Raw genomic sequence first — 22,840 nt, 5'->3', positions numbered from 1 at the left:
CGGTCTATTCGGCCGGAACCGGCGTATCGTCCGTGACCGGCACCGCATTGACGTCGCTGTCGAGGGCATCATTGGCGGCGCGCACGCCCGCCTCATATTCCGCGCTGACCTTGGCGAGCACGGCATACCAGCGTTCCTTCACCGGCTTCGACACCGGACCCATCGCCGCCGCGTAATTTTCATACAGGCGCTGCTTCTGCCCATCATCGAACAGATTGAACAGCGCGCGGGGCTGCGTGTAATCATCGACGTCCTGCGCATTGCCATAGCGGTCCGCATCGCCTGAAATCGTCAGCGGCGGTTCCTGCACGCTCGGGTCGGCAACCGGTGCATTCTCATACTGGTTCGGCTCGTAATAGGCGTCGGGATTGCCGGTATCGTTGCGGAAGAAGCGCATGCTGCCATCCTTGTGATAATGGTTCACGTCTGCCGCCTTGGGCGCATTTGCGGGCAGCGCCTCATAATGCGTTCCCAGCCGGTAGCGATGCGCGTCGGCATAGGAAAAGATGCGTGCCTGGAGCATTTTGTCGGGTGAGAAGCCGATGCCCGGAACGACATTTGACGGCGAATAGGCGGCATTTTCGACCATCTGGAAATAGTTTTCCGGAATGCGGTTCATCTCCAGCTCGCCCACCTCGATCAGGGGATAATCCGCATGCGGCCACACCTTCGTGACGTCGAACGGATTGTACGGCACGGTCTCCGCTTCCCGCTCCGGCATCACCTGCAGGAACAGGGTCCATTTGGGGAAACGGCCCTCATTGACCATATTATACAGGTCTTCCTGATAATTCTCGCGGGTCTTGCCAATCAGGCGCTCAGCCTCCGCGTTCGTGTGGTGGGCATGACCCTGCTGCGTCTTGAAATGCAACTTCACCCAGAAACGTTCGCCATCGGCGTTCCAGAAGCTGAACGTATGACTGCCATAGCCGTTCATGTGCGACGGATTCACAGGAATGCCGCGGTCGGACATGAGGATGGTGACCTGATGAACGCTTTCCGGCTGTGCGGCCCAGAAATCGAACATGGCTTCTGGCGATCGCAGATTGGTCTTCGGGTGACGCTTCTGCGTGCGAATGAAGTCGGGAAACTTATAGGCGTCGCGCACGAAGAATACCGGCGTGTTGTTGCCGACCATGTCCCAATTGCCCTCTTCGGTGTAGAATTTCAGGCTGAAACCACGCACGTCGCGTTCCGCATCGGCGGCGCCCTGCTCACCGGCGACGGTGGACCAGCGCGACAGCACGTCGGTTGTTTTGCCGATTTCAGAAAACAGTTTCGCGCGCGTATATCTGGTGATGTCATGGGTGACGGTGAATATGCCCTCAAGGCCCCAGCCATTGGCGTGCACGGCGCGTTCGGGAATGCGCTCCCGGTTTTGATGCGCCAGCTTCTCGAGAAGCTGATAATCCTGCAGCAGAAGCGGCCCGCGCGGCCCGGCGGTCTGCGAATGCTCGTTGGTGGGCATGGGCGCGCCCGCGGTGGTGGTGAGCCTGTTCTTAATCTCTGACATATCTGTATCTTCCGCTTGAGGGCTATGCGGTTAATACGCCTCAATGCGGTCATCAGTTTCACTGATTATTTTCTAATCAGTAATTCAATTAATCGATATGTGTCCGAGCTTCAGTCCCTTTGGTCCGCCAGGGCCCTCATAAGCGGGGCGGCCATGCGGGCGCGTCGCAGCCTCATCAATCCACATCCTCCACATCGACGGTCTCGCCGGTGACGCGCTGCGCCAGTGCGGCGGCCATGAACTCGTCGAGGTCACCGTCCATGACCGCGCTCGGATTGCCCTTGGTGACGCCGGTGCGCAGGTCCTTCACCATCTGATAGGGCTGCATGACGTAGGACCGGATCTGATGGCCCCAGCCGATATCCGTCTTTGCGGCATTGGCTGCATTGGCCTCCTCCTCGCGGCGGCGCAGTTCCTCTTCATAAAGCCGCGCCTTCAACTGCTGCAGGGCCTGCGCCTTGTTCTTGTGCTGCGACCGCTGATTCTGGCAGGCGACGACGATACCGGACGGCACATGCGTGATGCGCACGGCGCTGTCCGTCGTGTTGATGTGCTGTCCGCCCGCGCCCGACGCCCGGTAGGTATCTATTTTCAGATCGCTTTCATTGACCTCGATATCGATATCGTCATTGACGACCGGATAGACCCAGACGCTGGCAAAGCTCGTATGGCGGCGTGCGGCACTGTCATAGGGGCTGATCCGCACCAGCCGGTGCACCCCTGATTCCACCTTGGCATAGCCATAGGCGTTCTGCCCTTTCAGCATCAGTGTCGCGGATTTGATACCCGCCTGCTCGCCCGCATGATAGTCGATCAGCTCGACCTTCATGCCGCGCTTCTCGCCCCAGCGGGCATACATGCGCTGAAGCATTTCGGCCCAGTCCTGCGATTCCGTACCGCCCGCGCCCGCATTGATCTCGATATAGGTATCGTTGCCGTCCGCCTCGCCCGACAACAGCGCGGCGACCTTGTCCCGGTCGGCGCGCACGGCGAGCGCCTCCAGCGCCTTTTCGGCATCGACAACCAGGCTGTCATCGCCTTCCATCTCGGCAAGCTCGATCATCTCGACCGCATCGTCCATCTCGGACTTGATCTCGCGGGTCGCCGTCAGGGCCTCCTCCAGACGACCACGCTCCTGCATCATCGCCTGCGCCGCCTTGGGGTCATCCCACAGTGTCGGATCTTCCGCCTTCTCGTTCAGCTCCGCCAGACGTTTGGTTGCGACGTCCCAGTCAAAGAAACCTCCGGATAAGGGCGAGCGCGTCGGTGATGCGATCGATATGGGCCTGTGCTTCTGCGCGCATGTGATTCTGACTTTCCGATATTTCCATTTGCCGTTCCGGCGGCGGCCGGAATCAAGCCCGTGCGATCATGTCCGGGAGCGGACGCGAAAAACGGGCGCCGACTTTCGCCGACGTGACGCAGGCTTAGTAAATTCCGCCTTCTTGCTGCAAGAACTCGCTGTCGGACCGCACTTCCCGCCGGCTGTCCGCGCTACGGTTCGCCGCCTCGAAATTATCCACCTGCGCAAGGACACGGCGCGGCTCGTTCTCGGGTTTGAACGCTTCCCAGATGACCGCAGGTTTGGACCCGCCCCCCGGCCACGCGCCATAGACGCGCTTGCCCGACCGGCGGTCGACGCGCACCATCCGGACGCCCGGCGCGATCCGGAAGGGCTGAGAGACGTGATCCTTGTCCAACGCAAGTTCAAAAAACTGCCGCACCGCCGGTGCCGCCAGCGTTCCGCCCTGCGCGTATCCGCCCATATTCTTGGGCTGGTCAAAGCCCATGTAGAACCCCGCGACAATGTCCTGGGTGCCGCCGACGAACCAGACATTCGTTGGGCCATTATTGGTACCCGTCTTACCGAACATCGGCCGCTCCAGCCGTCGTAGTGCGACAGCCGTCCCGCGCTCGACGACACCCTCCAGCATGTGGACGACCTGATAGGCGGTGCGCGGGTCCATGGCCTGCGGGCGCTGGTCGAGCGGCATCGGCATGCGTGTGTCGGCGGTGTACGCCTGCTGGTTGCAGGCCGCGCATTCGCGGTCGTCGGCACGGTAGATCGCATTGCCGCGGCGATCCTGGATCAGATCGTACATGATGGGGGCCTGACGCTTGCCGTGATTGGCAAGCATGGCATAGGCGTTCGTTAGGTCCATCACCGTCGTCTCGCCCGCGCCAAGCGCAAAGGACAGGTAAGGATCGTAGCTGCCAATCCCCATTTCCTCGATCAGCTCGACGACATTTTCCATTCCCGCCTTGCTGGCAAGGCGTACCGTCATCAGATTGCGCGACTGTTCCAGCCCCCAGCGCATCGTCTGCGCCCCCGCGGAACGGCCGGAGAAGTTACGGAAGCACTTTCTTCCAAGCGAACGGCTTTGATAGACGCAATAGGGCGCATCCATGACGATCGACGCGGGCGTGAAGCCGTTTTCCAGCGCCGCGGCGTAAACGAAGGGCTTGATGGTGGAGCCCGGCTGCCGCTTGGCCTGCGTCGCCCGGTTGAACGAGGATTTGCGCGCATCGAAACCGCCGACCATGGCCAGGACGCGCCCGGTCGACACCTCCTGCACCACCATGCCGCCGCCGACTTCGGGGATCTGGCGCAGCGTATAGTCATTGCCCGATGTGTTCTTGACCGGAATGACGTCGCCAGCGGTGATCTCATTATAGGCCGTCCCTGCCCCGCCGCGATCGCGCAACTGCGCATTGCCGCTGACCAGTACGCCTTCACTGCCATCGGCAAAACCAAGCGTCAGGCGGCCGGCATTCTTCGCCAGCACCACGGCCGCGCGCCAGTCATCATAACCGACCGGCAGATTGACCCCGCGCAGCCGCTCCGGCCAGCCATCGCCCAGCTCGATCGTGTCCGTCGCCCCGCGCCAGCCGCGACCGCGGTCATATCGGACCAGCGCATCCCGAACCGCCATCTCCGCGGCGATCTGCATGTCGGGGTCCATGGTCGAGCGCACCCAAAGCCCGCCCGTATAAATGCCGTTCGGCCCCTCTTCGCCATAGCGGTCGATCAGGTCGCGGCGAATGGCTTCCACGAAATAATCGCCAAGGCGGCTTGGCGCTGTCAGTTGCTCGCGGCGGTTCTGGACCACGATTGCCTCGCTACGGGCCTCCGCCACCTCCGCTGGCGTCAAAAAGCCATTTTCACCCATCTGTCCCAGGATCCAGTCCCGCCGCGTCGTCGCCCGTTCCAGGCCGCGCGCATTGGACGGGTTGTAATTGGACGGCGCCTTGGGAAGCGTCGCCAGGAACGCGGCTTCCCGCGTGTTCAGTTCCGTGACGGGCTTGTCGAAATAGGCAAAGCTCGCCGCCTGGACACCATATGCGTTCCGCCCGAGGAAAATCTGGTTCAGGTACAGCTCAAGGATTTCCTCCTTGGTAAAGGTATCCTCGATGCGCGTGGCGAGGATCATTTCCTTCAGTTTCCGGGTCACCGAATATTCGTCGGACAGCAGCAAATTCTTTGCCACCTGCTGCGTGATGGTGGAGCCGCCGACGGCGCGGTCGCCCGAACCGATCTTCAACGTATAGTCCATGACGGCGTTGATGAAGCCGGTGGGGTCGATGCCATTATGTTCGAAGAACGTCTTGTCCTCGGCGGAAATGAACGCCTGGATCATGGGGGCGGGCATGTCCGGATAAGTGATGTAGATACGCCGTTCGCGCGCAAAGGTGCTGATCGGCTCGCCATTGATGCTGCGCACGTGGCTCGGCAGCGGCGGCTCATATTCCGCCAGTTTCGCGGTATCGGGCAGGTCGGACGCCAGCCAGAAATAGCCGCCGACCAGCACGGCCAGCCCCAATGCCGTCACGCCGCCAAGCGCAATCAGGACGCGCTTCAGCCACCGGCGTGATTTCGGTGCGGATTCGGGTTCATTTTCCATATTCGGCTCTATGCCTGAAAGTCCGCCACGGTGCCAACGCCGATCTTTCCCCTTCTATCGCCGCGCACCCCGCGCCGGGAGACAGAACGCCGGTATGACGGGAATGGAACCCCTAGCGCGCGTCCACCCATACCGGGGACGTCCACGCGCGGTCCTGCACCGTGGCGGGGACGTCCGGGCGCGGCGGCGTGCCGTTCCTGACGGCGTCCCATGTCGACCAGCGGCATTTGGGATTTTCCAGCGCGCGGACATAATAGGCCGCCTGCTCGCCCGGTTTATAATCGGGGTCGCGCCACATGGCCTTCAGCTCGCCTGCCCCCTTGCCCTCTATGGTCTCGCAGCTTGTCACATCGACCCGCGCGCCATTGTCGGCGCAGCGGTGCGTTGCCGCATCCGGTGCCATTCCGTCCGCGCAGGCGACATCGTAAACCTGCTCCGAAGAGACCCCGCCGACCGCCGATACCTTGATGACCTGCAATCGCTGAAGGGGCACGGTGCCCGGGTCGCGCATGGCCCACGCGGCGATCATCGGGGGCGCGTCTTTCGCCGCCAGCCGCCCGCCCATGGCGACGCCCAGCCTGTCCGCCTGTGCAACGGCATCGGTCCGGCTGAGCAGCCCGTTGGGGAAATCATAACCCGCGAACATGCGCACGCGGATGCGCGGTCCCGATGTTCCGAACGTCTCTTTCCTGCGCATCGCCGCGAATATCGCCTCGCGCGTGTTCGCCGTCGCCCAGACACCCGCCAAGCCCGCCGCGCCTAGCTGAATTCCGGATATCGCCTGGTCGCTGCCCGACATGTCACCCCAGGATTTCGCAGCGCCCGGCGGCACACTGCCGCGCAGCGCCGGTGTCGCGTCGCGCGTACCGAATTTGCCCCAGAACCGATCCTCCCGCTGCGCCCCGCCGCCCATATGCACGTCGCTGGACCCGATAATGCCAAAGCGGAATGGATTGGGCTTCCCCTCGGACGCCTTGGCCAGGCCATTGCGATACGCCTCCCGCACAAAGCCGCCCGGGATATCGCTTTTCACATTGCTGTTAATATAGGCCTCGTACATCTCGAACGACGCCCATTCATCATTCGGCGACAATTGCGGGTGCGTTTCCGACGTGCCTTTCACCTGGGCAATCTCAACCAGCGGCTCGTTGATGCCGCGCTGCTCGGCATAGGCGTCGGTGAACGCCTCGCCGTGATAGCTTTCCCGCGCGAACATCTGCCCGCCGGAGATGTTCGAATTGTGCGGGATCGCCAGTACGTCCCGTCCTGCGCTGCGCTCGCCATCCATCCAGTCCCACAGATCTTCCGGATTGGGGGAGTTGGATGCGGAAAAGGGCTGCGCTGCCGCCGCATCCTCGAAAATCACGTTCCTGTGCAAATTCGCCGCTGTCCCCGCGATGGGATTGATGGGCCGCATGGCGGTATATTCATATCCGGCGAACGTGGTGAAGCGCCCCGGCTCATAATGCCGGTCCGCGGCTTCGACATGCCGCCTCCACACTGATGCGATATGGTCCAGATCGTAAATCTCGGCGATGGGCTGTCCCGTCACCGCGCTTAGACCGATCCGTGTGAACGCCGCGCGCGGGTCGAGCGCATCCGCTCCGAATATCTGCCGCGCCAGCGCCGTCTTCGCAAGCGGCGAGTCGGTGCCGTCCATGGCGGGCACGACGCCCAGATATTCGCCGTGATCGGTCACCGCATAGAAATCGAGCGCGGGCGCGGACACCTCATATCCCGCCGGATGTTTCAGCGGCTGGCCCTTGGCGAACCGGTACGCATCATCGGCGGTCGCGCGGATGTTGAAGATATAGGCGTCGAAGCTCGCCCGCGTATGGACGTGCAAATCACCGAAATAGGCATTCCTGTCCGGATTGGTTTCAACCGCGAATGCCGCCGCGGAGCGTGCGGCCCGCACATCCGCCTCTGCGCCCGGTTCCACGCCGCAGGCGGCAATCATCGAAACGCCCAGCAGCAGGGCATATGCGCGAATATTCATGGTCCGGTCCTCCCCCAGGGCACGGCAGTATAAACCCTGGCATGGCCGGGCGAACCTCACGAATATGCCGCCGCTTTCTCGGCAGGCCGCCCGTCAGGCAGGCTTCCACCGTGAAAATGCCGGTGGAGGGGGATATCCGCTGGCATCCCCCTCCCCAGGGACATGTCTATTTCTCGCTGCCCTTCGCCTTGCCCCAGCTGCGCGCGGCCGTGTAGCCGAGGTAGCCCGTCCCGAACAGCACGTAGAGCGGTTCCGGAATGCCGTTTAGATAGGCCGTCATGCCGCGCGCGATCGCCGCCGCCATGTCGGGGCGAAACGCACTGATCAGGCCCATCGGGATCGCCCACAGCAGCAATGTGTACATGACGTAAAGGAAACTTGGCCGCGCCCTGCTCGTCCACGGGTCGGCGCTATGGGCTTCCGCGATGATGGCCGACAGCTGCGTCCGCACCGCCTCCATTTCCTGCGCCCCCTGTAGCCGGACCAGTTCCAGCTTCGCCTGCGCCCGTGCGTCGGGGTCCGGGATGATCTTGTCCAGCAGTCCGGCGATAGGCCCGATCAGGGTGCCCAGCACGCTCATGCCAGACCTCCGCGACGGTCCGCGCCGTCGACATTGCCCAGCCGGTTCGCCAGCCAGCCATAGACGAAGCTTTCATTCGCCGGACGCCCTTCCGCCAATTCGATGTAGCGCGCGCCCTGTAGCGCATCGAGCGCCCGCACCAGCACGGTCTCTCCCCGCGTGCCGCGCTTGCGCAGGAAAGCGGACAGCGCACCGCGCGTTGCGTCATCGACACGCCGCGTCAGATCGACATCCGCCCAGTCCCTCCCCTTGCGGTTCAGTGCATTCAGCGCCCGCTGCAGGAACAGCGTGGCCGTCGCCGGTCCCATATTCACACCTGTGTCGAACAGTTCCTCGGCAACATGCGGCGCGATCTTCGCAACCTCATGAAACCGGGGGCCTTCCCAATAGCGCTGCGTGTATATTTCCAGGGCCAGCGCGCGGGGAAAGTCCGCCATCGCGCCCTCATAGCCATGGGCGCGGGCGGTCTGCCGCGTGATGCCGTATTTCGTAGGGCCGCCCCGGTCATCCGGGTGGGCAACAAAGCCGCCTTCACGCTCGATCAATTCGTCGAGCAGACAGTCAATAGGTCGGGTCATCGTCTCACTCCTCATCTTCAGGAGCCAGACCAAGAGACAGCATAAATCCTATTTCACAACAGGAAATTTCCCGCGCTCTTTGAAAAGGCACGAAAGAATTATCCTATTCCCGAAAAAGCTGGTCGGAGCGACAGGATTCGAACCTGCGACCCCTACACCCCCAGTGTAGTGCGCTACCAGGCTGCGCCACGCTCCGACCGTGGCGGGGGCCTTAGTCGGCGCCCCGCCGCAACGCAAGTGAGATCAGCTGCCTTGCAGGCGCCGCAGCAGGACCTGCGCCTGTGTCCGCTCGGAAAACTGCTGGTTTGATTTCAGCGCCCGCTGCACTTCCGTCAACGCCTCGGCGCGCTTTCCGTTCGCAAGATACGCTTCGGCGAGGTGATAGCGGATTTCCGCGCTCCGCGGCAGTGCGCGTGACGCGCGGCGCAGCAATGACAGCGCTTCCTTCTTGTCGCCGCCCGCCTTCAGCATGGCCCAGCCATAGGTATCGGCGATGCTGGGGTTCCGGGACGCGAAATTATACGCCATCTTCGCCACCGGGATCGCCCGCGGATCTTCCAGCTGGATGTAGGCCCAGGCCAGATTGTTCAGGATCGCAGGGTCCCGGTTGCCGATAACTTCACGCAATTGCTCGTAATTCGCGATCGCCTGCCGGTACTGTCCCTGTGCCAGCTGCAATTCCGCAATCGATGCCAGCGCGCCTGAATCCTTTGGATTCGCGCTTTGGTAGGATTGCAGCACCTTGATCGCATCGTCGCGGCGGTTCAGGCGCACATAGGCATCCGCGATCCCGCGTGCCGTGGCCAGATCGAAATTCTTCTTCCGCGCCGACGCGAAGGATGCGAGCGCTTCCTGGGGCTTGCCGGAAATCATATAGGCGCGGCCAAGCGCATTTTCGGCAATATTCGAATCCGGGCGCTCGTTGCGCAGGCGCACGGCCCATTCGCGCGCCTGTTCCATCCGTCCCGCACGCGCCTCGAGCGCGATCAGTTCCAGATAGGCAGGCACGGTCGATTCGCCGGTGATCGTCAGCGCGCGCTGAAATGTGCTGCGGGCATCGTCGACCCGGTCGTTCGCCTGTAGCGCACGGCCAAGCAGAATGCGCGGAAGCAGCGCATCGGGCGCACTCGATACCATCCTGTCGAACAGCGATACCAGCTGCGACTGCCGCCCGGTCTGTTCATAGATGCGCGCCGCCGTCAGCAGCGCATCCGGATTTTCCGGAAAGTCCCGCAGCAACGCATTGGCTTCGTTGCTCGCGGCATTCTCGTTACCGGCCGCCATGTACGCGTCCGTCAGCGCGATGCGCGGACCGGGGGCACCGCGGTTGATGCCCGCGGCCTGCTGTAGCCATTCCAGCTGTTCCTTACGGTCACCCTCGACGCCGGCGAGTTCACCCAGCGTCAGCAGGGCACGGACGTCGGTGCCGTCATTGGCGATCACCTGGCGCAGCTGGCGCTTGGCCCCGCGTGCGTCGCCCTTGGCGATCAGCAGCTGGGCAAGGTTGCGGCGCGCTTCGGGATAATCGGGCTTGCGCTTCAGGGCCGCGCGGAACGACGCCTCCGCCTTGTCCCTGTCGCCAAGGCCAAGATAGGCGCCGCCCCTCAGATTCCAGCCGATGGGAAGCTGGGGATGTTCCTTCGCGATCTTCGAGGCCGATCTCAGGGCATCCTGAAAGTCGCCCTGACGCATATCGATCAGCGTCTGCATCATCATTGCGCTTAATGAGGTCTCATCGTCCCTCAGCACCGTGGCGACGGTTTCCTCGGCCAGATCCGTCTGGCCCTGCAGCAGCTGGGTCATCGCCAGCTGGTTCTGCACGGCGACCTCGCCGCCAGCCTCCTGCGCCTTTTGCAGATAATCCTGCGCTTCGTTCATCATGCCGACGCGCGCGCGCGCCGCGCCCGCAATCGCATAGGTCCGGGCGTCGGCCGAATTGGCGTCCAGGATCGGCTTGATCGAGGCGAATGCGCCCTCCGGATCACCCTTTTGCAACTGCGCCGTCGCATAAAGCTTCCGCGCCGTCTTGCTGTTCGGGATCATGCCGACCAGCTTCCCCAGGAAATCGGTCGCCTGTTCGATATTACCCGCGTCGAGCGCGAGCAGGCCCTGCAACATCACGGCGGGCGGGAAATCGTCGAGGACACCCCGCGTTTCCGTCATCAGCGTACGGGCATTGTCCGTCTGGCCATTGCGCGTGTCGAGTACGGCCTCCAGATAAAGCGCCAGAGGATGCTTTTCGACCAGCTGGTTCACGCGCTTGATATCGGCGCGCGCTTCCTTTTCCTTCCGCAGATCGCCAAGCGTGGCGGCACGCTCCAGCAGCGCCTCGATATTATTGGGATCGATCTCCACCGCGCGGTTGAAGAACGGCAATGCCGCCTCAAGACCCTTGGCGTTGCGCGCCATGTCACCGCGTACCACCAGCGTCTTCACGTGGGTCGGGCGCCGTTCCAGCACATAGTCAAGAAGTTCAATGGCCTGGCCGTGCTGGCCGATACTGCCCATGAACTTCGCAACGGCGTTCACCGTGGCGGGGTCTTCGGGCGCCAGGGCCAGGGCGCGGTTGAATTCGCGCTCGGCGAGCTCGAAGTCGCGCTTGCGAAACGCCAGCAACCCGCGAAGGCGCGATGCATACGCCTCGAACTGGGGCGGGATAGTCGAAGCCTGCAGCAGATCCCGCGCCTCATCGGTCTTTCCCTGCAACAGAAACGCATGGGCGCGAAGGTGCCGGACCTTGTCGCCCGGCACACCCGACGCCACGGCGCGCTCCAGTTCGGTCTGCGCCTGCACGCCGCCGCCCAGTTCCAGCGCCACGCGCGCCTGCAGGATGCGGGCAAGGCTGTTTTCAGGGTTCTGTTTCAGCGCGTTGAGCAGCTGAATCCGGGCCGTACGAAAATCGCCGCCATAATAGCTTTCAAAGGCCTTGGTATAGGCTTCGTTGGATTCGGATTCGGCGTCCGCGCGCGCAGGCGTGGCCGCCAGCGGTGTCAACAGGCCAACGGCTGCCGCCAGCGCCGCGCCGCGCAACAATCTGGTTTTCCTGTTAACGATCCTGCTATTGTTCATATTTTCCTCCTGTTACGCCGCGCGCGGCGCATGTCCCTGAATTCGGATACGAAACTACGCTTCAAAATCATACTGTTTCATCAAATCGTACAGCGTCGGTCTGCTCACTCCCAGAAGCTTCGCCGTACTCGATACATTGCCTTTTGTTCGCGCCAGCGCAACCTGGATCGCATTCCGGTCGGCCTCTTCCCGCGCCTGTTTCAGGTTCAGCGGTTCGGCGGCTTCACCGTCGCTAAAGTCCATGTCGGTCGCAGACACGAACGCATCGTCGGCCATGATGATGGCACGCTTGACGCGGTTTTCCAGCTCGCGAACATTTCCCGGCCACTCCCAATTCTCGATCGCGGACAGCGCGCCGGGCTCAAATCCCTTTACCTTGCGCTTCATCGCCTTGGCGAATTTCTGCAGGAAGAAATTGGACAGCAGCACCGGATCGCCCACGCGTTCCGCAAGGGAGGGGATGCGCACGACGACTTCGGCAACGCGGTACCACAAATCCTCGCGGAATGATCCGGCGGCGATCATGTCTTCCAAATTCTGGTGCGTCGCGCAGACGATGCGGACATCGACCGGAATGGTCTTGCGGCCGCCGATGCGTTCGATCACCCGCTCCTGCAGAAAGCGCAGCAGCTTCACCTGTAGCGGCAGCGGAATATCGCCGACCTCGTCCAGGAACAGGGTGCCGCCCTCGGCCATTTCGATCTTGCCCTCGGTGGTTTTCGCCGCGCCGGTGAATGCGCCCTTTTCATAACCGAACAGTTCGGATTCCAGCAGATTTTCCGGGATCGCCGCACAGTTGATGGCAACGAACGGCTTGTCGGCGCGGTGACTCTCATCGTGCAGACCGCGCGCAAGCAGTTCCTTGCCTGTTCCTGACGCGCCAAGCAGCATGACGGACACATCGGTCGTCGCCACGCGCTCGATCATGCGGCAGACCTTCTGCATGGATTCGGCGCCGGTCACGAGCCCGCCAAGTTCCGTATTGGCTTCCTTCGCCGACAGTGCGCGGTTCTCGACTTCGATATCGTGCAGGTGGAAAGCGCGGCTGACGATATGTCCGAGCGTGTCGATGTCCACCGGCTTCTGATAGAAATCATACGCGCCTGAACTGATCGCTTTCAGCGCGCTTTCCCGCGCGCCGTGGCCGGACGCGACAATCACCTTGGTATCGGGCTTCAGGCGCATGATCTCCTCAAGCGTCGCAAAGCCCTCCGTGGTCCCGTCGGGGTCCGGCGGAAGCCCAAGATCCAGCGTCACCACGTCGGGTTCATGCAGGCGGATCGCCTCGATGGCCTCCTTTCGGTTGCCCGCGATGACAGTCTCATAGTCCTCATAAGCCCATTTCAGCTGCCGCTGCAGGCCTTCATCATCCTCGACGATGAGCAATGTTCGGGTTTCAGCATCCGCCATAATATCGAATTTATTCCTGCCGCGCCGGACTTACCGGGAAGTGAATGATAAAGCTGGTCCCCTCGCCCTCTGCCGAGTGAACATCCAGACGTCCGCCCGCACCGCGAATGATTTCGCGGGATTCATAGGCACCAATCCCAAATCCGGCGGCCTTCGTGGACCGGAAGGGCTTGAACAGGCCGTCGCGGATGAATTCCGCGCTCATACCGCTACCCCGGTCCTCCACGATCAATTTTATTGCCCCCGCCTCGTTCCTCAGCCGCAGGTCCACCGGCGCTCCCGGTATACTCGCGTCAATCGCGTTCTGCACCAGATGTCCGATCCCCTGCTCCATTTTGGCACGCGTGCCCGCAATCTCAAGGGGGTAAGCCTCCGCGTCCAGGCGGACATTCGCACCGCCGCGATTTTTGTCCGTGGCAATCTCCTCCAGCAGGGCACGCAGGTCAAACCGGTCGCTTGGCTTGTCCTTCGCGGTTTCCTGCGACAGGCGCGCCAGCATATCGTTCATCTTTCCAACGGAACTTTGCAGGGTCGCCACCATGTCGGCGCGGAACTCCGGCTTATCCGCGTGTCGCTCGGCATTGCGCGCCACCAGACTCAGCTGTGACACCAGATTCTTAATATCGTGCATGATGAACGCGAAACGGCGGTTGAATTCCTCGAATTTCCGGGATTCCTCCAGACTTTCGAGCGCATTCTGTTCGGCGATATAGCTCGCTGCCTGACGGCCGACGGTGCGCAGAATGTCATAGTCTTCCCAGTCCATCTCGCGTTTGGAGCGTGAGCGCTCCAGCAGAATAATGGCACTCAGCGCCTCGACATGGCCGAGCGGGACCAACAGCCAGCAGCGCGGATTGCCGCTGATCTCCGGCGGCAGTCCGTCGGCGCCGTCGCATTCGATAATGCGCGCGTTCGCTTCCATGTCGTTCAGCAGCTCGGCGCCAGGTGCGAGCGGCGCAAGATCGAGGCTGCGTAAATTCCATCTGCTTTCGGGCTGAAAAACGCCGTCATCGTCGCGCACGTAGAGGGCGCCGCCGGGCGAATCGACGATACTGGCAACCGCCTCGATGACCCGCACCGGCAATTCCCCAAAACCGGGCCCGGAACGCGATACCGTCGCGATGAATCGCAGCCATTCCTCGCGGTAATCATATTTATAGGCAAAGAAGTGCTTGTTGATCTTGACCCTCAGCCAGGCCCGCGCGCGTCCGGAAAACATGACGACCGCGCCCAGCAGAATCGCGCCGAAGACCAGCACGATCTGGAACAGCCTGCCCCAGTCGCCGCCCAGCGCGCCCAGCGCGTAAGCCGCCAGCGACATGCCGACCAGATAGATGCCCACCGCCCCCAGCGCGAATGTCTGGAACGCCGCCTGCCGCGACAGTTGTAGCGCCAGCGACCGGTTGCGAAGCGCCGCCACCAGAAAGAGCGGTACCGTCAGCGCATTGGCAAAGCCGCGCGCATCCAGAAACTGGTCCTCCAGCGAGGCGTCGAGCATGGAGAGGGTGAAGAGGTTGAGATCGTAACCAAAGATACCGGCAAGCCCGATGCACAGAATGTTCAGGCTCCAGCGGTTCGCCGGCGCGCTCGACACATAGAGGTTGTGCGTAAGGACGAGGCCGCCAATCGCGACCGCCACCCGAAAGAGGGCGGACATGAAATCCAGCACGCGGCTGAAGCCCGCGCCCATGATCAGGCCGATGTCCAGCGTCAGCTGTGCAGCGACGATCAGCAGCATGACCCGCAGCACGACCCTGGAGGGGTTCTGATCCTGACCCTGCCAGCTCGTCTGCATCAGCATGGCGATGAAAAGAATCCACACGCCGCTGCGCAGGGTCTCGCCCAGGGAGACCGTCAGCGCGAAATTGACACCCGTCGCCGCGGCGTTGGCGAACACCGCGCCCCAGATTGCCATGACGATCGCGGCCAGGGCGAGCCATCGCGGCGCCGCGCCGCGCGGGCGCAGCACGAGAACGATCGCCATGACGGCAAAGGCCGCGGCCGCGACCCAGTGGCTGAGGACTGCCTCAGCTGCCGTCATCTAGACGCGGCCATTAGCGAACGCCGTCCTGCCACACCACGACGCGCACCGTCTGGATCAACGTCACGATATCCAGGAACAGGCTGTAATTCTTGATATAGTAAAGATCATATTCCAGCTTGTGCCGGGCATCCTCGACGCTCGCACCATAGGGGTAGTTCAATTGCGCCCAGCCGGTGATCCCGGGCTTTACGACATGCCGCTCGTCATAGAACGGAATTTGCTTCGCCAGTTCCTCAACGAACATCGGCCGTTCGGGACGCGGTCCGACAAAACTCATATCGCCGTTGAAGACATTGAAAATCTGCGGAATTTCGTCAATGCGCGTCGCGCGGATAATCTTGCCTACCTTCGTGACACGCGCGTCGCCCTTCTGCGCCCAGACTGCGCCGTCCTTCTCCGCATCCTGAACCATCGAACGGAACTTCATCACTTCGAAAGTCTTGCCGAACTGCCCGACACGCTCCTGCCGATAGAATACGGGTCCCGGACTGGTCAGCTTCACGGCGGCTGCGGTGACAATCAGAATGGGCGAGGAAAGCAGCAGCAGCACGCCGCTTGCCACCAGGTCGAACAATCGCTTGGAGGCGACGGCAAGCCCGGACGACCCCAGGAACCCGTCAGAAAAGATCAGCCAGCTTGGATGCACGGACCGCAGGTCGACACGGCCGGTGGTGCGTTCCAGGAATGACGACATGTCGGTCACATTCACACCCGACATCTTCGCTTTCAAAAGCGCGTCGGACGGCAGCGACCCGCGCCGCTCGTCAAGCGACAGCACAATCTCCTCGACGTCATGGTCCGCGCAATAGTTGCGCAGCGATCCGATCGCGTCGAATGGTTCGGCGCTCGCCAGATTGCCTTCATCGCGAGCCAGGCTCAGATGTTTCACAATCTCGAATGAGGCCGACGGGTCCGCCGCGAGTTCCTGCATGCGCGCGCCCTGTTCGCCCGCGCCCAGTACCACGATCGGCTCCCGAAACCGCTGCCAGCCGATAATCGCCAGAAACAGAATTCGGGTCAGCGCGATAAACAGGAAAGACAGGATCACCGCGTACAGCAGCACGCTGCGCCAGACGACCAGCGTCGGCACGATCAGCATCAGGAACGACAGAATGACGATGCTCATCATCATGGCCGCGACCAGACGCGCGCTGGTCATCCGGAATGACCGGAACGACGACAGCTGATAGGCGCCAAGGCCCAGCATCATCGTGTATACCGTCACCGTGAAGACGACAGCCTCCACGATAAAGCCTGATAATGCCGGCGCTTCGGAATCCGCCATGATCCAGGCGAATTCCCAGGCCAGCACGGCCGCGACAAAGACAAGCACGATCTCGAACATGCCGAGCATGAGCAATGACCGCGGCAAATAATGTTTGAACAGCCGGATCACGGCGAGGACAACTCCAGGAAAACGAGGTGGGGGACATCGGCTCTGAATTAACCGCGGTGCTTAGAACGAAACCGTTACCAATTCCATCATACAGTTGGTCACGCGGGCAGTCACGGGATAGAGACGGCCTGCACACCGCCATCTGCCCATGCCGCGCCTCAAAAACAGCATTTTTCCGGACGATAAATATGACCACCGCCTCCCCCTCGATCTGGCCCGTCATCCTCTCCGGAGGCAGCGGCACACGGCTCTGGCCGCTGTCACGCGCGCTGCGACCCAAGCAGATGCTGCATCTCGGCCAGCAGCAAAGCATGATCGCCGCAACGGCGGCCCGGACGAACCGTGCGGAATTTGCGGCGCCTGTCATTGTCGCAGGCGCAGCGCACGAATCGCTCGTGACCGAGGCTCTTCAGGGTACCGCCCTTTCCGGCCTCATCCTGGAACCGGCCGCGCGCAATACCGCCCCGGCCATCGCGCTCGCGGCCCATATGGTCGCCCAGTCCGCCGCCGATGGCCTGATGCTCGTCATGCCATCCGACCATCTGATCGCGGACGAGGCGGCCTTCCACGCCGCCATCGCCGCGGCCGTTCCGGCGGCGAATGAAGGATGGCTGGTGACCTTCGGCATTGAACCCGACCGCCCCGAAACCGGCTATGGCTATATTGAAGCCGCAGAGGACCTGTCCGGAAAAAGCAAACGCGTCCGCAGCTTCAAGGAGAAGCCTGAACTCGCCGTAGCGGAGGCGTATGTAAACGCAGGCGGCTATTACTGGAACGCGGGCATTTTCCTGATGCGCGCCGACAGTTACCTTCAGGCCCTTGAAAGGCACGCCGCCGACATTGCACGCGAAAGTGCAGCGGCGTGGGCGGGTCGCACCGCATCCGGCAATGTCATTCGCCCCGACGCCAGTCATTTCGCCGCCTGTGCCTCGCAAAGCATAGATTACGCCATCATGGAGCCCGCCGAACGCAAGGCGGTTGTTCCCGTCACCATGGGCTGGTCCGACATTGGCGGCTTCGACGCGTTGCACGGCGTTCTCCCCCAGGATGCGGACGGCAATGCGCTTATGGGTGACGCCATCGCGAAAGACTGCTCGGGCAGCCTCGTCTGGGGCGACGGCATCCTCGCTGCGGCCGTGGGACTGGACAATATCGTCCTGATCGCGACCGGCGACGCGGTGGTCGCCCTGCCCCGCGACCGTGCGCAGGATGTGAAGCTGATTGTCGAGGAACTGAAAGCTGCAAATCGCCCGGAAACCGAATCTCCGCCGAAAGAGCGTTGAAAGCGACGAGCGACCTCGCTAAGTCCGCCGCCTTGGCCAAGCCAGCGCGGACACGTGGGTGAGTGGCTGAAACCAGTGGTTTGCTAAACCGCCGTACGGTTTATCCCGTACCGAGGGTTCGAATCCCTCCGTGTCCGCCACTCTTCGCTGCGCGCAGCCACCACGGCGGCCCCGTGTGCGTGGCGCCGGGTTCGAATACCGTTCCGAACTCTCCGCCGACCCGGATTGACGGGCGTCAATCCCGCGCGGCCCCTGTTCCTTCAGATGAGAATGCGAACCGGATCGCTGTTCGGGGGACGGGAAAGGAACGGGATGATGAAGAGCATTCTCTTGCACATGAATGACGACGAGGCGCAGGGCTCGCGCATGGAGGCGGCGCTGGCGACCGCGCGGGTGATGGATGCGCATCTGACCTGCTGCCATTCGATTTCGCTATCGTCACTGGTCGTCAACACCTATCCCCTCGGCGTCTGGACCGGATACCCGACCGACGCGCTGCGAAAGGAAGCCGAAGAGGCCTGGCAGAGATTTCGCGACAAGTGGGAAGCCAAATTGGCCAAGGAAGACGTGCCATGGACCTGGGCACGGCTGCATATCGACAGCGCCCACGGACTTCAGCGCAAGGCGCTCCTTGCCGACCTCACCATCGTCAGCCTTACCGACCGCGATATGGGCATACAAAGCAGCAAACGGTTTTTGGGTGAGATCGTCACCGGCATTCGCGGCCCTGTCCTGGGGATACCCGAGGACCTGAAGCGCTTCGAACCAAAAGGGCAGGTCCTTGTCGCATGGGACGGCAGCGAGGAAGCCGCCCGCGCGCTGCGGTCAAGCATCCCTTTCCTCAAGCAGGCGGACAATGTGCTTGTCGTGCGTGTCGGCAAGGGCAAGGTTGGCCATGAAGGCCTGGAATCCGCGGCCCGGTATCTTGGCTATCACGGGCTGGAAGTCGAAATCGACGAACTCGTCGAGAAGGAGACGGACTCCTACACGATCCTCGACGCCGCCAAGGGCGTTGCCGCCGATCTGATCGTCATGGGCGCCTATGGCCGTCCGCGCATGGCAGAGATGATGCTTGGCGGCGTGACGCAGCACATGCTGACCCAGCGTGAATTTCCCGTCCTGTTCACCCATTGACCTCACCGAGGAGCGCGGCGCAGCCTTCCGCGATGACACGCTCCTCATCCGTCGGCATGGCGAGGACCGTCGGCACACAAAGCCAGTCCAGGCCGTGCATGATGTCTGCGCGGATGGCGGTATCGTTCGCGCCGACCCCGCCTGTGAAGACGAGCGCGTCGCAGCCGCCCAGCGCCGCTGCGAGCGCGCCGATCTCCATGCGGCAGCAATAGGCGAAATAATCGCGGGCAAAGCGGGCATCGGGCGCGTCGCTGGCGGCAAGGGCGCGCATGTCGCCGGTCGTTCCCGACAGACCGGCCAGTCCGGATTTCCGGTAGAGAAGATCGCCCAGCTCGGCCGCCGACATGCCCTCGTGCCCGATCAGGTGCAGGATCAGACCGGGGTCGACGCGGCCGCTGCGGGTCGCCATCGGCAGGCCGTCCAGCGCCGTGAATCCCATACTGGTGGCGATACTGCGCCCGTTTCTGAGCGCCGCCATGCTGCACCCCGCGCCAAGATGCGCGACGATGGTGCGCTCCGGGATTCCGCCGTCCCGGCGCCGCAGTTCCTCGGCGACATATTGGTAGGAAAGGCCGTGGAAACCGTAGCGGATCAGCCCGCGCGCTTCATATTCGGGGGGCAGCGCGTAAATCCCGGCCACCCGCGGCTGGGTATAGTGAAACGCGGTGTCGAAGGCGCCGATCTGAACCGCCTCCGGCCATATCGCGCTGGCCGCGGCGATGCCCGCCAGATTATGCGGCTGGTGCAAAGGGGCCAGCGGAACCAGCGCCCGCAGCTTCGACATCACGTCTTCGGTCAGGCGCACCGGCCTTTCAAAATCGCGGCCGCCATGCACGATGCGATGACCGATGGCGGCAATCCCGTCGAAGCCGGGGCGCGCGCGCAGATGTTCGAGAAGCGCCACCGGAGCATGACCGCCCGCCGCCTGGAAGGGCATGTCCGCTTCGCCGCCGACCTGCAGGACATTTTCCGTTATACCGAATACGACCTGCCCCTTCACCAGGGGCGTTTCGCTCCCACCCTCGCCGTATAGCGCGAATTTGATACTGGAAGACCCGGCGTTGAGCGTAAGGACCCGGCTCATTGCGCCTGCGCCGCCAGCTTCGCCAGCGCCGCCGACACCAGCCGCTCGCCAATGCTGTCGGCGCGGCTTGTCAGGATGATCGGCACCTTCGCGCCCAAGGCGATCCCAAAGGCGTCCGCACCCGATAGATAATCGAGCTGCTTGGCCATGATATTGCCCGCCTCGATATCGGGAACGATCAGAATGTCGGCGGCGCCGGCCACGGGCGAGGTCATGCCCTTCGCGGTCAGCGCTTCGGGCGACATGGCATTGTCAAAGGCGAGCGGGCCGTCGAGGATACCGCCGGTGATCTGGCCGCGATCCGCCATCTTGCAAAGCGCCGCCGCGTCCAGCGTCGCGCACATTGAGGGCACGACCTCCTCGGTGGCGGCCAGGATCGCCACTTTCGGCTCCTTGATTCCAAGCGCGCAGGCGAGGTCGATGGCATTCTGCACGATATCGCGCTTCGCGGCGAGGTCCGGCGCAATGTTGATGGCGGCATCGCTGATGAAAAGCGGTCGGTTGAGGTCCGGCACATCCAGGACGAAAACATGGCTGACGCGGCGCGCGGTGCGCAGGCCCGCTTTCCTGTCCAGAATGGCCGCGAGCAGTTCGTCCGTGTGGAGCGCACCCTTCATGATCGCATCCACATCGCCCGCGCCCGCCAGGGCCGCGGCTTTGGCGGCGGCGGCATGGCTGTGCGGCACGTCGATCATGTCATGGCCGGACACGCGTCCGGCGCTCTCGATCCGGGCCTTGGGACCGATCAGCACCGGCCGGATCAGTCCGGCATCGGCGGCGGCGATGGCACCGCCCAGCGACGCCGCGTCGACGGGGTGCACAACCGCCGTCCTCAGGGGCGCGCGCCCTGCCCGCGCCCGCTCGATCAGCGCGGCGGCAAGGTCATGATGCGGATGGACGGGCGCTGAGCTGTTCATGGTGTTCTCCTGATCGGTGCGATTGCCGAGCGGGCTGATGCCAGACAAGTGTTACCGCCGCGCGATATGGCCGCGCCGGTGCGAGGAAATCGCAAGGGATGAAGCCCGCCATGACCGGCGGCCTGAATATAAGGGCGGCGCTTCTCTCCGTGCGGCAGGTCGATAGGCGGCACACGCTTTCCTCTGCCCGGAAAAGGCGGCACCGGCATTCCGGAATGGACCGGCAGGCCCGGTCCGGCCCCGCCCTCCCGCAGGTGAGCCGATTCGTTCTGGAAACCCCCGGCCAGGACAAAAAACGCTGACACCGCGTCAGGTGGGGGTGGGGTAGCGCGGTGCCAGCGTTAAGATGCCAGAGGCGATGATCATATGCCGGTCTTCGGCGATGCGCCTTCCGGCTGACCGGATAATCCGCCCGGCTCTACTTAAGCGGAATGCGGCGGGTATTCGGTTTCGTTTCGGCGCGTTTGGGCAGCGTGACGTTAAGAACACCGTCTTCGAAGCTGGCTTCGACCTTTTCGGGATCGACGGGATGGGCAAGGCCGATCGAGCGCTGGAAGATTCCGAAGCTGCGCTCCATGAGGTGATAGTTCCTGTCTTTTTCTTCGCGGCTGTTTTTCTTTTCCGCACGCAGGACAATCTGGTCCTCCTCCACGCGAAGGTCGACATCGCCTTTGGGAACGCCCGGCAATTCCGCCGTCATCCTGTAGGCGCCGTCATCTTCGCTAATGTCGATCCTGGGGCGCAGGGCGAGATTCTCCCCGCCGTCACTGGCGGCCCCGAACTCATCGAACATGCGATCGATCTGGTGCTGCAGGCTGCGAAAGGGATGGATGGCGGGAAGGCGCCCGGCGCGCAGCGCGGGGATCAGGGACGTCTCAGTCATGATGCTCTCCTCATTTCGAATGGTCATGCGGCTTTCGTGCCGCTTCAGGCATTCTGCCGCGACGAACCGGGTGGCCGCTTGACGGGCGTCAACCGGTGCGCCGCCATGCCGGCGAGAATCGCGATGACGAAAATGATCGTCTGCGGATGTCCCAGCGACAGCGCGGCCAAAGCGGGTCCGGGGCAATATCCGAATAACCCCCAGCCCGCGCCGAACAGAATCGCACCGATGACGAGCGGACGATCGAGCTGACGCGCCGTTGGCCAGGTGAAGCTGTCCGCGAGCACCGGGCGCTTCGCCTCAAACAGGATCTGGAAACCGATCCAGCTGGTCAGTACGGCGCCGCCAAGAACAAAAGCGAGGCGGGGGTCCCAGCGTCCCGTCACATCCAGAAACCCCTGAACCTTGGCCGGGTCGATCATGCCGGAAACCGTCAGGCCCAGTCCGAAAAGAAGGCCGGCGAACAATGCGATAAGGGACTGCATGGCTCAGACCTCCCCAAGCAGGGGATGGACAAGGCTGGCGACAAGCGCACCCGCGACCATGAAAATAATGACGGCGGCAAGTGAACGGGGGGAGAGCCGGGCAAGGCCGCAGACGCCGTGTCCACTGGTACAACCCGACCCGAGCCGCGTCCCATAGCCGACCAGCAGTCCCGCCGCGGCGGCGATCCCGGCGCCGCCCGTCATCCGCACGGGAGGCAATGACCCGCCGAACAGCGTCACGGCGACGGGCGCCGCAGCGAGGCCGGCGATGAACATCAGTCGCCACGCCCAGTCATTCCGCTTCGGCGTCATCAGCCCGCCGGCGATACCGCTCACCCCCATGATGCGGCCGTTGAAGCCCATCAGGAGGACCGCCGCCAGGCCGATCATGATACCACCGGCGATTTCCATCACGGGTAGGCCGTCCGATAGATATGACATGGCAAGGTTCCTTTTTGCGGTGTGTTCCATGGTGACGCGCGGTGTCTATGATGCGCTTGACAGACGTCAATTCGATATTCTTCGACATCCTTATCTTCCACACATCAATGGAGATTTTTCAC

At 62.8% G+C, this 22,840-nt stretch carries 17 protein-coding genes and 2 tRNA genes; 3 read left to right on the top strand and 16 right to left on the bottom strand.

The annotated features are described in order from the left end of the window. Positions 1 to 4 precede the first annotated feature (4 nt). The 11 genes from KCG44_RS07470 to KCG44_RS07420 all read right to left on the bottom strand — a co-directional run bounded on the left by KCG44_RS07470 (position 5) and on the right by KCG44_RS07420 (position 16,491). Complete coding sequence (locus tag KCG44_RS07470) at positions 5 to 1,513, bottom strand: catalase (protein ID WP_218445294.1); 1,509 nt, start codon at positions 1,511 to 1,513, stop codon at positions 5 to 7. A 175-nt stretch (positions 1,514 to 1,688) separates the two neighbouring features. Further along, positions 1,689 to 2,817 (bottom strand): peptide chain release factor 2 gene (prfB, locus tag KCG44_RS07465; protein WP_218445293.1). Its coding sequence is split into 2 segments (ribosomal slippage): positions 1,689 to 2,747 and positions 2,749 to 2,817, totalling 1,128 coding nucleotides; the frame shifts between segments, so codons are not numbered across the junction. Between the two features lie 123 nt (positions 2,818 to 2,940). Then, positions 2,941 to 5,415 (bottom strand): penicillin-binding protein 1A, encoded by a 2,475-nt coding sequence (locus tag KCG44_RS07460; protein ID WP_218445291.1) that lies wholly within the window; start codon positions 5,413 to 5,415, stop codon positions 2,941 to 2,943. A gap of 112 nt (positions 5,416 to 5,527) precedes the next feature. After that, positions 5,528 to 7,414: a DUF3604 domain-containing protein gene (locus KCG44_RS07455; RefSeq protein WP_218445290.1), complete on the bottom strand. Its 1,887-nt coding sequence runs from the start codon at positions 7,412 to 7,414 to the stop codon at positions 5,528 to 5,530. Between the two features lie 166 nt (positions 7,415 to 7,580). Beyond that, complete coding sequence (locus tag KCG44_RS07450) at positions 7,581 to 7,994, bottom strand: holin family protein (RefSeq protein WP_218445289.1); 414 nt, start codon at positions 7,992 to 7,994, stop codon at positions 7,581 to 7,583. Continuing rightward, positions 7,991 to 8,572, bottom strand: a complete 582-nt coding sequence (locus KCG44_RS07445; protein ID WP_218445288.1) for a glycoside hydrolase family 108 protein — start codon at positions 8,570 to 8,572, stop codon at positions 7,991 to 7,993. Before KCG44_RS07445 ends, KCG44_RS07450 begins: the two co-directional genes overlap by 4 nt. Positions 8,573 to 8,691: 119 nt before the next feature. Then, positions 8,692 to 8,768, bottom strand: a tRNA-Pro gene (locus KCG44_RS07440). A 47-nt stretch (positions 8,769 to 8,815) separates the two neighbouring features. Continuing rightward, positions 8,816 to 11,641 carry an XrtA/PEP-CTERM system TPR-repeat protein PrsT gene (gene prsT / locus KCG44_RS07435; protein WP_218445287.1) on the bottom strand — a complete coding sequence of 942 codons (2,826 nt, stop codon included), beginning with the start codon at positions 11,639 to 11,641 and terminating at the stop codon, positions 8,816 to 8,818. A gap of 54 nt (positions 11,642 to 11,695) precedes the next feature. Beyond that, complete coding sequence (gene prsR, locus KCG44_RS07430) at positions 11,696 to 13,051, bottom strand: PEP-CTERM-box response regulator transcription factor (RefSeq protein WP_218445285.1); 1,356 nt, start codon at positions 13,049 to 13,051, stop codon at positions 11,696 to 11,698. A 10-nt stretch (positions 13,052 to 13,061) separates the two neighbouring features. Continuing rightward, on the bottom strand, positions 13,062 to 15,092 hold the full coding sequence (gene prsK, locus KCG44_RS07425) for an XrtA/PEP-CTERM system histidine kinase PrsK (RefSeq protein WP_218445284.1): 2,031 nt from the start codon (positions 15,090 to 15,092) through the stop codon (positions 13,062 to 13,064). 13 nt (positions 15,093 to 15,105) lie between these two features. Further along, positions 15,106 to 16,491 carry a TIGR03013 family XrtA/PEP-CTERM system glycosyltransferase gene (locus tag KCG44_RS07420; protein WP_218445283.1) on the bottom strand — a complete coding sequence of 462 codons (1,386 nt, stop codon included), beginning with the start codon at positions 16,489 to 16,491 and terminating at the stop codon, positions 15,106 to 15,108. Positions 16,492 to 16,679: 188 nt separating this feature from the next. On the opposite strand from KCG44_RS07420, the gene KCG44_RS07415 reads away from it, so the two are divergent. From KCG44_RS07415 to KCG44_RS07405, 3 genes are all read left to right on the top strand, one after another. After that, positions 16,680 to 17,774 carry a mannose-1-phosphate guanylyltransferase/mannose-6-phosphate isomerase gene (locus tag KCG44_RS07415; protein WP_218445282.1) on the top strand — a complete coding sequence of 365 codons (1,095 nt, stop codon included), beginning with the start codon at positions 16,680 to 16,682 and terminating at the stop codon, positions 17,772 to 17,774. Positions 17,775 to 17,822: 48 nt separating this feature from the next. Further along, positions 17,823 to 17,914: transfer RNA gene (locus KCG44_RS07410), tRNA-Ser, on the top strand. 175 nt (positions 17,915 to 18,089) lie between these two features. Then, positions 18,090 to 18,908, top strand: a complete 819-nt coding sequence (locus tag KCG44_RS07405; protein WP_218445281.1) for a universal stress protein — start codon at positions 18,090 to 18,092, stop codon at positions 18,906 to 18,908. Here the strand turns inward: KCG44_RS07405 and KCG44_RS07400 are convergent. From KCG44_RS07400 to KCG44_RS07380, 5 genes are all read right to left on the bottom strand, one after another. Further along, on the bottom strand, positions 18,898 to 19,992 hold the full coding sequence (locus KCG44_RS07400) for an acetate/propionate family kinase (RefSeq protein WP_218445279.1): 1,095 nt from the start codon (positions 19,990 to 19,992) through the stop codon (positions 18,898 to 18,900). The two genes, KCG44_RS07405 and KCG44_RS07400, sit on opposite strands and share 11 nt — an antisense overlap. Then, positions 19,989 to 20,909: a bifunctional enoyl-CoA hydratase/phosphate acetyltransferase gene (locus KCG44_RS07395; protein ID WP_218445278.1), complete on the bottom strand. Its 921-nt coding sequence runs from the start codon at positions 20,907 to 20,909 to the stop codon at positions 19,989 to 19,991. Before KCG44_RS07395 ends, KCG44_RS07400 begins: the two co-directional genes overlap by 4 nt. 418 nt (positions 20,910 to 21,327) lie before the next feature. Then, positions 21,328 to 21,792, bottom strand: a complete 465-nt coding sequence (locus KCG44_RS07390) for an Hsp20/alpha crystallin family protein (protein WP_218445276.1) — start codon at positions 21,790 to 21,792, stop codon at positions 21,328 to 21,330. 44 nt (positions 21,793 to 21,836) lie between these two features. Beyond that, positions 21,837 to 22,277 carry a YeeE/YedE family protein gene (locus tag KCG44_RS07385; RefSeq protein WP_218445275.1) on the bottom strand — a complete coding sequence of 147 codons (441 nt, stop codon included), beginning with the start codon at positions 22,275 to 22,277 and terminating at the stop codon, positions 21,837 to 21,839. A 3-nt stretch (positions 22,278 to 22,280) separates the two neighbouring features. Continuing rightward, positions 22,281 to 22,718, bottom strand: coding sequence for a YeeE/YedE family protein (locus tag KCG44_RS07380; protein ID WP_218445274.1), 438 nt, complete (start codon positions 22,716 to 22,718; stop codon positions 22,281 to 22,283). Positions 22,719 to 22,840 lie beyond the last annotated feature (122 nt).

This window comes from Pacificimonas pallii (genome assembly GCF_019204005.1).
GTDB classification, from domain to species: Bacteria; Pseudomonadota; Alphaproteobacteria; order Sphingomonadales; family Sphingomonadaceae; genus Pacificimonas; species Pacificimonas pallii.
The sequence above is the reverse complement of the archived record's forward strand: the minus strand, read 5'-3'. Positions and strand labels throughout refer to the sequence as shown.

Excerpts from the sequence above, each read along its gene's own strand:
- KCG44_RS07470 (WP_218445294.1), bottom strand. The coding sequence starts at position 1,513 with ATGTCAGAGATTAAGAACAGGCTCACCACCACCGCGGGCGCGCCCATG.
- KCG44_RS07460 (WP_218445291.1), bottom strand. The coding sequence starts at position 5,415 with ATGGAAAATGAACCCGAATCCGCACCGAAATCACGCCGGTGGCTGAAG.
- KCG44_RS07455 (WP_218445290.1), bottom strand. The coding sequence starts at position 7,414 with ATGAATATTCGCGCATATGCCCTGCTGCTGGGCGTTTCGATGATTGCC.
- KCG44_RS07450 (WP_218445289.1), bottom strand. The coding sequence starts at position 7,994 with ATGAGCGTGCTGGGCACCCTGATCGGGCCTATCGCCGGACTGCTGGAC.
- KCG44_RS07445 (WP_218445288.1), bottom strand. The coding sequence starts at position 8,572 with ATGACCCGACCTATTGACTGTCTGCTCGACGAATTGATCGAGCGTGAA.
- prsT (WP_218445287.1), bottom strand. The coding sequence starts at position 11,641 with ATGAACAATAGCAGGATCGTTAACAGGAAAACCAGATTGTTGCGCGGC.
- prsR (WP_218445285.1), bottom strand. The coding sequence starts at position 13,051 with ATGGCGGATGCTGAAACCCGAACATTGCTCATCGTCGAGGATGATGAA.
- prsK (WP_218445284.1), bottom strand. The coding sequence starts at position 15,092 with ATGACGGCAGCTGAGGCAGTCCTCAGCCACTGGGTCGCGGCCGCGGCC.
- KCG44_RS07415 (WP_218445282.1), top strand. The coding sequence starts at position 16,680 with ATGACCACCGCCTCCCCCTCGATCTGGCCCGTCATCCTCTCCGGAGGC.
- KCG44_RS07405 (WP_218445281.1), top strand. The coding sequence starts at position 18,090 with ATGAAGAGCATTCTCTTGCACATGAATGACGACGAGGCGCAGGGCTCG.
- KCG44_RS07400 (WP_218445279.1), bottom strand. The coding sequence starts at position 19,992 with ATGAGCCGGGTCCTTACGCTCAACGCCGGGTCTTCCAGTATCAAATTC.
- KCG44_RS07395 (WP_218445278.1), bottom strand. The coding sequence starts at position 20,909 with ATGAACAGCTCAGCGCCCGTCCATCCGCATCATGACCTTGCCGCCGCG.
- KCG44_RS07390 (WP_218445276.1), bottom strand. The coding sequence starts at position 21,792 with ATGACTGAGACGTCCCTGATCCCCGCGCTGCGCGCCGGGCGCCTTCCC.
- KCG44_RS07385 (WP_218445275.1), bottom strand. The coding sequence starts at position 22,277 with ATGCAGTCCCTTATCGCATTGTTCGCCGGCCTTCTTTTCGGACTGGGC.
- KCG44_RS07380 (WP_218445274.1), bottom strand. The coding sequence starts at position 22,718 with ATGTCATATCTATCGGACGGCCTACCCGTGATGGAAATCGCCGGTGGT.